The 13,413-nt window shown below is 59.7% G+C and carries 9 protein-coding genes; 2 read left to right on the forward strand and 7 right to left on the reverse strand.

Annotated features, from left to right (window positions below; translation table 11 throughout):
* Positions 1-166: 166 nt before the first annotated feature.
* Both gltB and JN12_RS00510 read left to right on the forward strand, forming a co-directional pair.
* Positions 167-4,747, forward strand: coding sequence for a glutamate synthase large subunit (gltB, locus tag JN12_RS00505; protein ID WP_145017000.1), 4,581 nt, complete (start codon positions 167-169; stop codon positions 4,745-4,747).
* Between the two features lie 95 nt (positions 4,748-4,842).
* On the forward strand, positions 4,843-6,324 hold the full coding sequence (locus JN12_RS00510; RefSeq protein ID WP_145017002.1) for a glutamate synthase subunit beta: 1,482 nt from the start codon (positions 4,843-4,845) through the stop codon (positions 6,322-6,324).
* Between the two features lie 224 nt (positions 6,325-6,548).
* Here the strand turns inward: JN12_RS00510 and JN12_RS00515 are convergent, their stop codons facing one another.
* From JN12_RS00515 to JN12_RS00545, 7 genes are all read right to left on the reverse strand, one after another.
* On the reverse strand, positions 6,549-7,316 hold the full coding sequence (locus JN12_RS00515; protein ID WP_145017004.1) for a 3-hydroxyacyl-CoA dehydrogenase: 768 nt from the start codon (positions 7,314-7,316) through the stop codon (positions 6,549-6,551).
* A gap of 47 nt (positions 7,317-7,363) precedes the next feature.
* Positions 7,364-8,185 (reverse strand): CoA transferase, encoded by an 822-nt coding sequence (locus JN12_RS00520; RefSeq protein WP_145017006.1) that lies wholly within the window; start codon positions 8,183-8,185, stop codon positions 7,364-7,366.
* Between the two features lie 111 nt (positions 8,186-8,296).
* Positions 8,297-9,136 carry a CoA-transferase subunit beta gene (locus JN12_RS00525; protein WP_246125676.1) on the reverse strand — a complete coding sequence of 280 codons (840 nt, stop codon included), beginning with the start codon at positions 9,134-9,136 and terminating at the stop codon, positions 8,297-8,299.
* A gap of 2 nt (positions 9,137-9,138) precedes the next feature.
* The gene (locus JN12_RS00530; RefSeq protein ID WP_145017008.1) at positions 9,139-10,101 is read right to left on the reverse strand and encodes a CoA transferase subunit A; all 963 of its coding nucleotides are present in this window, start codon (positions 10,099-10,101) and stop codon (positions 9,139-9,141) included.
* Positions 10,102-10,149: 48 nt separating this feature from the next.
* On the reverse strand, positions 10,150-11,307 hold the full coding sequence (locus JN12_RS00535; RefSeq protein WP_145017010.1) for an acyl-CoA dehydrogenase family protein: 1,158 nt from the start codon (positions 11,305-11,307) through the stop codon (positions 10,150-10,152).
* Between the two features lie 15 nt (positions 11,308-11,322).
* Positions 11,323-12,105 carry an enoyl-CoA hydratase-related protein gene (locus tag JN12_RS00540; protein ID WP_145017012.1) on the reverse strand — a complete coding sequence of 261 codons (783 nt, stop codon included), beginning with the start codon at positions 12,103-12,105 and terminating at the stop codon, positions 11,323-11,325.
* A gap of 33 nt (positions 12,106-12,138) precedes the next feature.
* Positions 12,139-13,320: an acetyl-CoA C-acetyltransferase gene (locus tag JN12_RS00545; protein ID WP_145017014.1), complete on the reverse strand. Its 1,182-nt coding sequence runs from the start codon at positions 13,318-13,320 to the stop codon at positions 12,139-12,141.
* Positions 13,321-13,413: the final 93 nt, after the last annotated feature.

Here is a 13,413-nt window from a genome sequence, read left to right on the forward strand (position 1 = left end):
CATCTCAATATGCCATGACACCATTCATTCAACATAACACCTCGATTTGGCATCAGTTATTGGAACACAAAACCATTCCAAACATCTGGCACGTTCCATGCGAACCACTCTTAGACTTCCGAAACGGAAGACCAACTAAGCGATCAACAACTCACAAAGGTTGCACATGAAAACTATTGGATTACCCCCCAAACAAGGTCTGTATGATCCCCGGTTTGAGCATGACGCCTGCGGCGTCGGCTTTGTGGCCAACCTCAAGGGAAAGAAGTCCCATGAGATCGTACAACAGGCAATAACCGTGCTGGCCAACCTCGATCACCGCGGCGCTGTCGGCAGTGAACCGAATACCGGTGACGGAGCCGGTATCCTCATCCAGATGCCCGATGCCTTTCTGCGCACGGTCTGCCCACAGCTGGGCATCGAACTCCCTCCCCCTGGATTTTACGGCGTTGCCATGCTCTTCACCTCTCCGGAGTCGACGCAGCAAAGCAGTGCCCGCCATATCTTCCAGCGGATCATAACCGAGGAGGGACTGGAGGTCATCGGCTGGCGCGAGGTGCCGACGGACAACTCCTCTCTCGGGGACACCGCCAAGGCCGGGGAGCCCAAGGTTCGGCAAATATTCTTCAAAAGAGACGCGACCTATGCCGACGAGGAGGCGTTCAACCGCAAGCTTTACGTCGTCAACCAGCGTGCCATCCATGAAATCCGCGACACGGAGGTCGATCCCTACTGGTACGTTTCCAGCTTTTCGACCCGAACCCTGATCTACAAAGGGATGCTGATGCCGACGCAGCTGGACCAGTTCTATCCCGACCTGCGCAACCCGGCAATGGAAACCGCCCTCGCCATCGTACATTCCCGCTTCTCCACCAACACGTTCCCGAGCTGGGACCGGGCGCACCCGTATCACTTGCTGGCCCACAACGGCGAGATCAACACCCTGCGCGGCAACGTAAACTGGATGCATGCCCGCCAGTCGCTCTTCAATAGCGAACTGTTCGGCGACGACATCAAGAAGGCACTGCCGGTCATCAACACCAACGGCTCCGATTCGGCCATGTTCGACAACTGCCTGGAACTGCTGACGATGTCCGGGTACTCCCTCCCCCACGCGGTCATGATGATGGTGCCCGAGCCATGGGAAAACCACCAGGAGATGAGCCGGGAAAAGCGGTCCTTTTACGAGTACCACTCCTGCCTGATGGAGCCGTGGGACGGGCCGGCGGCGCTGGCATTCACCGATGGCCGCATTATCGGCGCGGTGCTGGATAGAAACGGCCTCAGGCCATGCCGTTATTACCTCACCGACGACGGTCTGGTCATCATGGCCTCTGAGGCGGGCGTTCTGCAGATACCACCCGAAAAGGTGCTCCAGAAAGGTCGCCTGCAACCGGGAAGAATGTTCCTGGTGGATACCGAACAGGGGCGGATCATACCCGATGAAGAGATCAAGAAGGAGCTGGCCTCGGCCCGACCGTACGGCGACTGGGTGAAAGTGAACCACCTGCTGCTGGAGGATCTGCCCGATGCACCCCGGGTGCAGGAGTCCGACCACGCCACCCTGCTGCAACGGCAGCAGGCCTTCGGCTATACCTATGAGGACCAGCGGGTCATTTTGGGTCCCATGGCCAACGATGGCGTGCAGCCGCTGGGATCAATGGGGACCGACACGCCGCTGGCGGTGCTGTCCGAAAAGCCACAGCTCCTCTACAGCTACTTCAAGCAGCTCTTTGCCCAGGTAACCAATCCCCCGATCGACCCGATACGCGAGGAAATAATCACCTCGACGACAGTCAGGATCGGTTCGGAGTCCAACCTGCTGAAGCCCTCAGCCACCAGCGCCCGCGTCATCAGGCTTGAGCATCCGATCCTTACCAACGAGCAGTTTGAAAAACTGCGGCACCTCAATCAGCCCGGGTTCAAGACCACCACCCTGACCCTGCTCTTCAAGGCTGCTGACGGTACCGAAGGGATGGAGAAAGCCCTTGAAAGCCTGTTCAGTACCGCGGTCAGGTTCATTGAGTCCGGCACGACCGTCCTGATCCTTTCCGACCGGGGGATAAACGAGGAGTATGCCGCGATTCCCGCCCTGCTTGCGGTTGCCGGCCTGCATCACCACCTGATCAGAACGGCTACCCGAACCCGCGTCTCCCTGGTGCTGGAGTCGGGGGAACCCCGCGAAGTGCATCACTTTGCCGTGCTGCTGGGATACGGCATCACTGCCATCAACCCGTATCTGGCCTTCGAGTCGATTGACGACATGATCAAGCAGGGGATGCTCCCCGGCATCGATTATAAGACGGGGGTAAAGAACTTCGTCAAGGCATCCATCAAGGGGATCGTCAAGACCATGGCCAAGATGGGGATCTCTACCGTGCAGAGCTACCGAGGTGCTCAGATCTGCGAAGCGGTCGGGCTCCATCAGTCGGTGATCGACAGGTACTTTACCTGGACACCGTCCCGGATCGGGGGGATCTACCTGAACGGCATTGCCGAGGAGCAGTTGACCCGGCACCGCAAGGCCTATCCGCAACGGGTAGCTGCCGAGCCGACCCTGGATCCGGGCGGTAACTACCAGTGGCGCAAGGAGGGGGAGGAACATCTCTTCAATCCGCTGACCATCCAGTCGCTGCAGAAGGCAACCCGTACCAATGACTATAACGAGTTCAAGCTGTTTTCTTCGCTGATAGACGACCAGAACGAACGGCTGTACACCCTGCGCGGCCTGCTTGACTTCAACACCGAAACGTGTGTGCCGGTGCCGATTGAAGAGGTTGAACCGGTCGAAGAGATCATGAAGCGGTTCAAGACCGGTGCCATGTCCTACGGCTCCATCAGCCAGGAGGCGCACGAAGCGCTGGCCATCGCCATGAACCGGATCGGCGGCCGCTCCAACACCGGCGAGGGGGGAGAAGACCCGGCCCGTTTCACCTGGACCAACGAGCGTGGCGATTCCAAGAACAGCGCCATCAAGCAGGTGGCCTCCGGCCGTTTCGGCGTTACCAGCAACTACCTCACCAATGCCTCTGAACTGCAGATCAAGATGGCCCAGGGGGCCAAGCCGGGCGAAGGTGGCGAACTGCCCGGGCACAAGGTCTATCCATGGGTTGCCAAAACCCGTCACACCACCCCCGGCGTCGGGCTGGTATCGCCACCGCCGCACCACGACATCTACTCCATCGAAGACCTGGCGGAACTGATTCACGACCTGAAAAATGCCAATCGCCGTGCCCGGATCAGCGTCAAGCTTGTTTCCGAGGTCGGGGTCGGCACCATTGCCGCCGGGGTCGCCAAGGCCCACGCCGACGTGGTGCTGATCAGCGGCTATGACGGCGGCACCGGCGCATCGCCGCTCTCCAGCATCAAGCATGCCGGCCTCCCGTGGGAGCTCGGCCTGGCTGAAACCCACCAAACCCTGGTTCTGAACGACCTGCGCAGCCGGATCATTGTCGAGGTTGACGGCCAGCTCAAGACCGGTCGTGACGTAGCTATCGCCGCCCTGCTTGGCGCGGAGGAGTTCGGTTTCGCCACCGCGCCGCTGGTAACCCTGGGCTGCGTCATGATGCGGGTCTGTCACAGCAACACCTGCCCCGCCGGCGTCGCTACGCAGGACCCGGTTTTGCGGGCAAAGTTTGCCGGCAGGCCGGAGTACGTGGTCAACTTCATGCGCTTCGTGGCCCAGGAGGTCAGGGAGATCATGGCGGAACTCGGCTTCCGCACCTTCAATGACATGGTCGGCCGCGCCAACCGGCTGGAGCCGAAGAAGGCCGTTGCCCACTGGAAGGCCCAGGGGCTTGATTTCAGCAACATCCTCTATCAACCGGACATGGGGATCAAGGGGAGTCGCTACTGCATCGAAACCCAGGATCATGGCCTGGGAAAATCGATCGACATGACCAGGCTGCTGGAAATATGCAAACCTGCCATCGAGAACAGGGAAAAGGTCTCGGCCGAGCTTCCCATAACCAATATCGACCGGGTTGTCGGCACCATTGTCGGCAATGAGATTACCCGCGCCCATGGCGCCGACGGCCTCCCCGACGACACCGTCAGCCTCCGTTTCAACGGCTCGGCCGGACAGAGTTTCGGTGCCTTCATCCCGCAGGGGATGACCCTGGAGCTTTCGGGTGACGCCAATGATTACCTGGGGAAAGGTTTGAGCGGCGGCACCATCATCCTCCGTCCTCCCGCCGCGTCGAAATTCAAGGCAGAAGAGAATATCATTGCCGGCAACGTTGCTTTCTATGGTGCGACCAGCGGCAGTGCCTATATCAACGGCATTGCCGGGGAACGCTTCTGCGTCCGCAACTCCGGTGTCAATGCGGTCGTGGAAGGTGTCGGCGACCATGGGTGCGAATATATGACCGGCGGCACCGTGGTTGTCCTGGGCGCGACCGGTCGCAACTTCGCCGCCGGCATGAGTGGCGGAACCGCCTACGTGCTTGACGAGTTCGAGGCGTTCAAAGACTCCTGCAACAGTGAGATGGTCGCTCTGGAGACGTTGGACGACAACGACCTGGAAACGCTCAAGGCCATGATCGAGAAGCATGTCGAACGTACCGGCAGCGCCAGGGGGACGATAGTCCTGCTCAACTGGCGAACCTATGCGCGCAAATTCGTCAAAGTCATGCCGACGGATTACAAACGGGTACTGCTGGCGCTGGAAAAGGCCACGGCATCCGGCCTCAGCGGAGATGATGCGATGGCCGCCGCTTTCGAGGAGAACGCACAAAGCGGACATTGACCGATGTGGTACTAGGTACTCACTGCTCGCGTCTTTGCAGAATTAACCGAAAACGAGGGCATACGCCGCCCCTACAATGTGACAGGAAAACGACTATGGGAAAACCAACCGGATTCATGGAATATGACCGCGAACTCCCTGCAGACCGGGAGCCGCTGGAACGGATCAACGACTGGAATGAGTTCCATCTGCATATGCCGGAAGAAAGGCTCCGCACCCAGGGGGCACGCTGCATGGACTGCGGTGTGCCGTTTTGCCACACCGGCATGCTGGTGAGCGGCATGGCCTGCGGCTGCCCGATAAATAACCTGATCCCGGAATGGAACGACCTGGTCTACCGGGGGCTCTGGCGTCAGGCCCTGGATCGCCTGCACCGGTCCAACAACTTCCCGGAGTTCACCGGCAGGGTCTGTCCCGCGCCGTGCGAAGGGTCATGCACCCTCGGCATCAACGAACCTCCGGTAACCATCAAGAATATAGAGGTCAGCATTGTCGAGCGCGGCTGGCAGGAGGGATGGATAACGCCGGTTCTTCCAAAGATCCGCACCGGCAAAAGCGTCGCGGTTGTCGGATCCGGTCCCGCCGGGCTTTCAGCTGCGGCGCAGCTCAACAGGGCCGGACACCGCGTAACGGTTTTCGAACGGGCCGACCTTCCCGGCGGACTCCTGATGTACGGCATCCCGAACATGAAGCTGGACAAGCGTGAAGTGGTGCTCCGCCGCATTAAGCTGATGGAGGAGGAAAAGATCAGCTTTGTCTGCAACACGAACATCGGGACTGCCGATTATCCCGTGGGAAAGCTCCGGAGCGAGTTCGACGCCGTGATCCTTGCAACCGGCGCGACCCTTCCCCGGGACCTCCCGATCGAAGGGCGGTCACTGAAAGGAGTCCACTTCGCCATGGACTTCCTCACCGCCAACACCAGGGCGATTCTGGGCGAAGGCGTCGACTGCATCTCCGCCAAGGATAAGGATGTGGTGATCATCGGCGGTGGCGATACCGGCACTGACTGTGTCGGCACCTCGCTGCGTCATGGCTGCAGATCAGCGGTGCAGCTGGAAATCATGCCGCGGTCACCCGAGACCCGGGCGGATGACAACCCCTGGCCGGAATGGCCAAAGACCCACAAGACAGACTACGGCCAGGAAGAGGCCGCGGCAAAGTTCGGTGCCGATCCGCGACTGTTTCTGACCACGGCGACAAAGTTTGCGGGCGATGCCGATGGCAACGTCACCGCGGTTCATACGGTACAGGTTGCCTGGGGCAAGAACGACAAGGGGCAGTTTGTACCCACGCCGGTACCGGGGACCGAGCAGATTCGGCCGGCGACTCTGGTCCTGCTGGCCATGGGGTTTCTGGGGCCCGAGCAGGAACTCCCGGCGGCTCTCGGAGTCGAGCGTGACCCGCGCAGCAACATCAAGGCTGACATGGGGAAGTACGCCACCAGCGTTGACGGAGTCTTCGCGGCCGGAGACTGCCGCCGGGGCCAGAGCCTTGTGGTATGGGCCCTCAACGAGGGGCGCGGCGCGGCACGGGAGTGCGACCGCTACCTGATGGGGACAACAGAACGTCCCTGAGAAGTTCAATCAGAATCGCGTCAGGAAAGAAAGGACTTGGCCTTATGGACCAAGTCCTTTTTTCTGTCTATTGGGCTCCGCAGGCCATGTAAACCTTAAGGAGCAGGTAATTGCCAGTCTGACCGACCTATCGTTCATGGAATATCTTCCAGCCGGCATCCACAGAGTTTCGCGATACAATCCCCAAGTTCATCGGCCAAGCCCGAGAATGGGCCAATATTTGTTCAGCGTGCCCCCATCCTTATTGCGCCATCTATACGAACAACTTCGCCATTGAGCATCACGTTCTCGATGATATGGCACGCCAGGGAAGCATACTCAGTGGGCTTGCCAAAACGTGAAGGGAAAGGGATCATCTGCGCCAGCGAATCGCGAACGTTTTCCGGCATGGCGGCCATCATTGCCGTGTCGAATATCCCAGGGGCTATGGCCATGACGCGAATCCCTTTCGGGGCAAACTCCCGGGCAATGGGAAGGGTCATGCCAACGATTCCCCCCTTGGAGGCAGCATACGCCACTTGCCCCAGCTGACCTTCAAATGCAGCAATGGACGCGGTGTTGATGATAATTCCCCGTTCGCCGTTCTCATTTGGTTCATTCTTCAGCATAGCCTCAGCAGCCAAGCGAATCATGTTGAAGGTACCGATCAGGTTGATGGTGATGCAGCGGGTAAAGGTTTCCAGCCGGTGGGGCCCCTCCTTGCCCACGACCTTTTCCGCGGGCGCAATCCCGGCACAATTTATCAGGCCATGCAGGCCACCAAAGGTCGCCACTGCGGCGGCAACGCATGACTTCGCACTCTCCTCGCTGGCAACGTCGGTCTGGACGAAACGGGCACTGGCGCCAAGTTCACTAACTATGTTCTCTCCAGCTTCACTGCTCACATCGGCTATGACCACATTGCCGCCAGCCGCTGCCAGAGAACGGGCAGTCGCGGCTCCAAGACCTGATCCGGCGCCGGTGATGATAAATGTAGCTTTGCTGATTTGCATTGTTCCCTTCCTTTCCGTCTTGAATTACTTGAGCACGTATCCAACGATTATTGGACAACAACTATGGGTACGTCCTTTTCCCGTCCCCACTCCTGCCAGTAGTCGGCGTTCATTTGCCCGAAAGCGGTCCGGTATTCCTCGATGGTTCTTACTCCGAGCGATTCCTCCAGGCGCATCTTGAAATGGGGCTCCAGCGCCGCTACCGCCACCCAGCCCTCGCTCGTAGCATAGACGTTGTACTCGGGAATGCCTCCCCCAAGAAGCGCCCCCCGCATAGTGGTGCCATACGTGAGAGGCTCTGCCATCTCCGCCGCGGCCTCCGAAAGGGCTATCTCGGCGTAGCCGCTCCCGTTGCCCAGCTCACGGGCCAGGAGCAGGGCCAGGGCTCTGCCCACTGTTTGATCGGCGCCAGCCATGTCGGCCATGAGAGTGCGCGGCATATGGGGAGGATTCAGAAGTCCCAAGGTCGCCTGGTACGTCAGGTCATGCCCTGCCTCATTCTGCCGCGGCGACGGGTAACCGACGATCGCAACCTGGCACAGGCGGGGATACTTCTGGTGCAGTTCCGCCCAGCCGAGTCCGAGACGCTCCAGAGCCGCAGGCCTGGTAGCGGTAATGAGCAGGTCCGTCCCGGCTAGAAGCTCGTCAAGTCTGGCGTGCCCTTCGGCCATTTTCAGGTCGATTGTGACAATCGTCTGGCCTTTGGCCATGTCCCGGTACCAGCCCGCATGGTACTGCTCTAATGGATCCCCGCTTGGGGGTTCGACCTTGGTCACCGTTGCTCCAAACTGTTGAAGTTTGCGCGCTGCAGCAGGGCCAGGAAGGTTTACCGCAAGATTGAGTACACGTATGCCGTCGATATATTCCATGGTTTCTCCGTTCCCTGTCTATTCCTACTGGCTCGCATCGTTCGCTTGCGCCAGGGGAATTGCCTAGGATGTGATAATGGGTCCTGCGCCGTTGCCATGCTGTATTATCCCTCAGCCGCGGTCATTACCGTTTTTCACTTTGGGAATAAATATTTCCTCCGGATCAAGGACGTTGTGGATGAGATGAAGTTCTCCCCTGGTGGGGGGTGCTGTTTCCCCGGACACACGGGTGACATCCAGGTCGAACTGGCACTGCTCCCGGATCTGCTCCACCGTGGTCCCCGGATGGCAGGTATCCAGATACATTCGGCCGGTATCCTCGGCAAAGCGGAATACACCCAGGGTGCTGATGACTGCCGATGGACCACCACAGAATGCCGCGCCGTACATCTCACGCCGGTGCACCCATTCACCCGTCGGCCAGTTTTTCAGGCGCCAGCCCGGGCTCGTGATATAGCTTACGTTCCCCACGAAGCGCCGCTTTTCGTGAAGCATGATAAAAACCGTTCTTTTGGCAAAGGAGTTGATGTCCGGATTGCCGCCGCTTCCGGTGAGGCGCAGTTCCGGATTAAGATAATCGCCGATGCATGTGGTGTTCACATTGCCGTACTCGTCCACCTCGGCCCCGCCCAGATAGCCGAGATCCACGTAGCCGCGCTGGGCGACGCTGAAGGCGTCGTACAGGCCGGAGGCGAGAGATGAGCCGACCTCACAGCGGGCATCCCCCACTGAGGTGGGGATCTCGGGCGGGCGCCCGTCCAGCGTGCCGGCCTCGAAGATGAGTTTCAGGTTCGGAGCGTGGGTCCGCTGGGCGAGGAGGATGGCAACCATGGGGAGCCCGGTGCCGGCAAATACTACCTCGTTGTCCTGTACCTCGCGAGCGGCAGCGCAGCAGAGAAGATCCGCCAGCCCATATTCTTCCGGTGTTGCATAGTCGCTGTTCAAGCTCATGGCTATTTCCCCCTTCCCCTGTTGGTGCTGTAGTTCAGGGCCGTGTTGGCCCGCAGCCGCTGCAGACGCGAGACGCCGAGCTTTTCCAGGTAGCTGTCGTGGTCGAGCCCGAAAATCCACTCTCTGGCGAACGCATCAAATCCTTCCTGGGAACGGGTCTGCTGGAAAAAGTTGCGCAGGAAATCCCCGTCGACATCGTAACGGCCGAACATCCCCGATGGATGGGCACTCCACGGGCATTCCACGATATAATCGACTTCGAAACTCGGGATTGTGTTCACGTGCGAGTCCCGGCGCAGATACGATTCCGGGACGATCTCCTCGGCAATGGCTATGGTGATGTCTGCCGCCCGGGCAACCATCGGGTCGGAATAGTACTGCCCCTTGATGCGTACCGTACCTTCCTCGCCAACCTGCTGCACGCTCAGCACCGCCACATCGGCCTTGGCTGCGGGCAGTAGTACATACTTGCCACCATTGTAGAAGGGGTCATCCATGTACTGGTACTTGGAACGGGCATTCTTTATTCCATCGCGCAGTCCGGCCCGGCCCAGCATGTCGTACTCGGGGTTGTGGATGTCGGTTCCCAGGGATGACTGGCTGACCGCAAATGGCATCCCGGCCGCGGCGGCGGCGAATCGGAACACCATCTCCCCATGGCTGTAATCCTCCATGATGATCTCTCTGTTCTTGACCTTGCGGGAAAGGTTGGCGCCATATTTCCCGTACAGCTCGTGCCCAACCCAGCACGACTCGTAAACGCCGACACAGCCGGCCCCTATAAGACAATCACTGATCGAGCCGCCGCCAACTTCGATCAGGTGCAGATTCCGGCGCTGCTGGCGGATCAGTTCGTAGGCCACGGCAAACGGCTTGCGCCAGATGGTGAATCCGGCAAAGGTAAGACGGCTGCCGTCCCTGACCAGTTCAGCCGCTTCCTGTATGGAAATTTTCTTGTTTTTCATAACGTCTCCCTTCATCCCTTTTACATCGTCCCGGAACAAGACCATTCGTCAGGAAAACTGCCTCAGTGTCTCCCTGGCAATGATCATCCTCTGTACCTCGCTGGTCCCTTCGTAGATGGTGGTGATCCGCGCATCGCGATAGAAGCGCTCAACGGGAAAATCATTGGTATAGCCGTAACCGCCCAGTATCTGCAGTGCCTCGCAACAGGCCCGGTTCGCCGCCTCGGTTGCGTACATCTTGGCCATGGAGGCCTCCTTGGCAAATGGCTTCCCCTGCTCCTTCCGGAAAGCAGCATTCATGAGGAGCAACCTTGCTGCCTCAAGTTCCGTGTAGATGTCGGCGATCTTCCACTGGATTGCCTGGAAGTTGGCGATCTTCTGCCCGAACTGCGACCTCTCAGAGGCATATCTGGTGGCAAAATCCATTGCCGCCAGACCGATACCGAGCCCGAGTGAACCCACCCCAATACGGCCACCGGCCAATTCGGTCACCGCGATCCGGAAACCATCGTTCAGTTTCCCCATCAGGGCACCCCTGGGGATGCGGCAATCCTGGAAAATGATCTCGTTGGTGGAGGAGGCATGCTGTCCCATCTTGTTCTCCGCCTTGCCGATAACGAAGCCGGGCATGCACGGTTCCACCAGGAAGCAGCTGATACCTTTCCCTTTGGGCGCGTCCCTGTCGGTCACCGCCCAGACTACGAACACACCGGCATAGGGGGCACTGGAGATGAATATCTTGCTGCCGTTCAGTACCCATTCGTCGCCGTCAAGCACCGCTGTTGTAGTCATTCCGGCCGGGTCGGAGCCTGCCCCCGGTTCCGTGAGCCCGAAGGCCCCGGCCAGGTACTCCCCGGAACCGATCTTGGGGATATACCTCTTTTTCTGCTCCTCTGTGCCGATGGCCTGAATGACCTCGCTGACCATGTTGTTGACCGTAACGGTCACTGCGGTGGCTGCGCAGGCCCGGGCAATCTCCGTCATCATCACGCTGAATGCCACGACCCCGGCCTCAGCCCCGCCGTACTCCTCCTTGACATTGAGCCCCATAAACCCTAGCTCAGCCAGCTTTTTCAGGTTATCGAGATAAATCTGCCGATCGCCGCCTCGGTCGAGTTGCGCGGCAACCGGCTCCAACTCGGCAGCAGCGAAGTTGCGCGCCGTTTCCTGAATGATTTTCTGCTCCTCGGTCAGCTCCAGATACATGCCATCCTCCTTCTGTCAGCGGCCCAGAAACGTGGCCGGTCGTTTTTCGATAAAGGCCCTCATCCCCTCGGCCCGGTCTTCGGTGGCGAAGCAGAGGGCAAACAACTCCGCTTCATAGGCGCATCCTTTTTCGCTCTCCATTTCCAGCCCGTTGTTGACCGCATGCTTGCAAAGGCGGACAGCCAGAGGTCCCTTGTCGGCAATCTTTCGGGCGATCTCCCGGGCGGTCGCAAGCAGTGCCTCCTGCGGCACCACCCGGTTCACCAGCCCGATGCGCCACGCTTCCCGGCTATCGATCAGGTCGCCGGTAAAAAGGAGCTCCTTTGCCCGCCCCTTGCCGACCAGACGGGGCAGGCGCTGTGAGCCGCCAAAGCCGGGGATGACTCCCAGATTTACCTCGGGCTGGCCGAACCTGGCGTTTTCACCTGCCAGACGGAAGTCGCAGGCCATGGCCAGTTCGCAGCCGCCGCCTAGGGCGAAACCGTTGACAGCGGCGATCACCGGTTTCGCCAGGGCCTCGATGACGCCGAATACCTTCTGTCCAAGGTGTGCAAACTCCCGGGCTGCGATCGGCTGGAGGCTCTGCATGAAGGAGATGTCCCCCCCCGCAACGAAGGCCTTGGAACCCGAGCCGGTAAGAATGATGGCCTTGACCTGCTCATCCTTCTCCAGGTTGGTGACCGCGCTGAGCAGCTCCTCCAGGGTCCCGGCATTCAGGGCGTTGAGTGCCTTGGGGCGGTTGATGGTGACGATTGCGACGCCATCGCTGCGTTCGACCAGCAGATTTTCGAATTCCATAAGCTTCCTCTCCCTGTTGTCGGCCGTGAGCAGCTACTTCACTTCAACCAGCATGGCATCCCCCTGGGCGGCACCGCTGCAGATGGTGGCAATCCCGCGTCCGCCCCCCCGGCGCCGCAGTTCGAAAATCAGACTCATCAGGATGCGGGCGCCACTCGCGCCGACCGGGTGCCCCAGGGCAATGGCACCTCCGTTGACATTGACCTTGTTGCTGTCCCAGCCGGCAATGCTGCCGCTTACCAGGGAGACCGCAGCAAAGGCCTCGTTGGCCTCGATCAGGTCTACCTGGTCGATGTTCAGCCCTGTTTTCGCCAACAGCTTGTTGACGGCCAGACCCGGAACGGTGGCAATATATGCGGCCTCGGCACCCACCATGGCATTGGCGACAATGGTCGCCAGCGGCGTAAGGCCGAGATCCCGTGCTTTTTCTTCGCTCATGAGGAGCAAGGCGCCGGCCCCGTCATTGACGCCGGGGGCATTGCCGGCGGTCACCGTACCGTTTTTAATAAACAGTGGCGGAAGCTTCGCCAGGCCATCCAGGGTCGTGTCCGACCGCGGCCCTTCATCCTGGCTGACCATCACCGGCTCTCCTTTGCGCTGGGGAATGAGGACGGGTACGATTTCCTCGGCAAATCTTCCCAGGGCGATTGCCTTGCAGGCAAGTTGCTGGCTTCTCAATGCCCATTCGTCCTGCTCCTCGCGGGAGATGCCGTACTCTGCTGCCACCACCGAACCATGGACAGCCATGTGCCTGTCGTGGAAGGCGCAGTTCAGGGCGTCATAAAGCAGGGTGTCGTGGACCCTGCCATCCCCCATTCTCTGCCCCCACCTCGTCCCGGTCAGCAGGTAGGGGGCATTGCTCATGCTCTCCATTCCGCCAGCCATGACGATATCCGCTCCGCCTGCGCGGATCAGTTGATCCGCCATGGAGACCGCCCGAAGACCAGAAGCGCATAGTTTGTTGACGGTCTCTGAGGTTGTCTCCCAGGGGAGACCTGCATGCCTCGATGCCTGACGGGATGGGATCGGGCGGGCTCCTCCCTGGAGGACCATCCCCATGTACACATGCTCAACCTGCTCGGGCGCCAATCCTGAACGCTCAAGCGCTCCTTTAAGGGCCATGCCCCCCAATTCGACTGCAGATACACTTTGCAGAGCGCCACCGAACTTCCCGAATGGAGTACGAGCCGCGCTAACGATCACTGTCTTCTTCATTGGTCTCTCCTTGTTATTTGCGTATCGAATTTCCACTATTCACTGTCGCTGGCTTTTCATCTGCTACATGGAAAACACCGGGGTGGCGTCCCA

The organism is Geobacter argillaceus (assembly GCF_007830735.1).
GTDB lineage: Bacteria > Desulfobacterota > Desulfuromonadia > Geobacterales > DSM-12255 > Geomobilibacter > Geomobilibacter argillaceus.

Coding starts and splice junctions, on each gene's coding strand:
- gltB (WP_145017000.1), top strand. CDS start 167: ATGAAAACTATTGGATTACCCCCCAAACAAGGTCTGTATGATCCCCGG.
- JN12_RS00510 (WP_145017002.1), top strand. CDS start 4,843: ATGGGAAAACCAACCGGATTCATGGAATATGACCGCGAACTCCCTGCA.
- JN12_RS00515 (WP_145017004.1), bottom strand. CDS start 7,316: ATGCAAATCAGCAAAGCTACATTTATCATCACCGGCGCCGGATCAGGT.
- JN12_RS00520 (WP_145017006.1), bottom strand. CDS start 8,185: ATGGAATATATCGACGGCATACGTGTACTCAATCTTGCGGTAAACCTT.
- JN12_RS00525 (WP_246125676.1), bottom strand. CDS start 9,136: ATGAGCTTGAACAGCGACTATGCAACACCGGAAGAATATGGGCTGGCG.
- JN12_RS00530 (WP_145017008.1), bottom strand. CDS start 10,101: ATGAAAAACAAGAAAATTTCCATACAGGAAGCGGCTGAACTGGTCAGG.
- JN12_RS00535 (WP_145017010.1), bottom strand. CDS start 11,307: ATGTATCTGGAGCTGACCGAGGAGCAGAAAATCATTCAGGAAACGGCG.
- JN12_RS00540 (WP_145017012.1), bottom strand. CDS start 12,105: ATGGAATTCGAAAATCTGCTGGTCGAACGCAGCGATGGCGTCGCAATC.
- JN12_RS00545 (WP_145017014.1), bottom strand. CDS start 13,320: ATGAAGAAGACAGTGATCGTTAGCGCGGCTCGTACTCCATTCGGGAAG.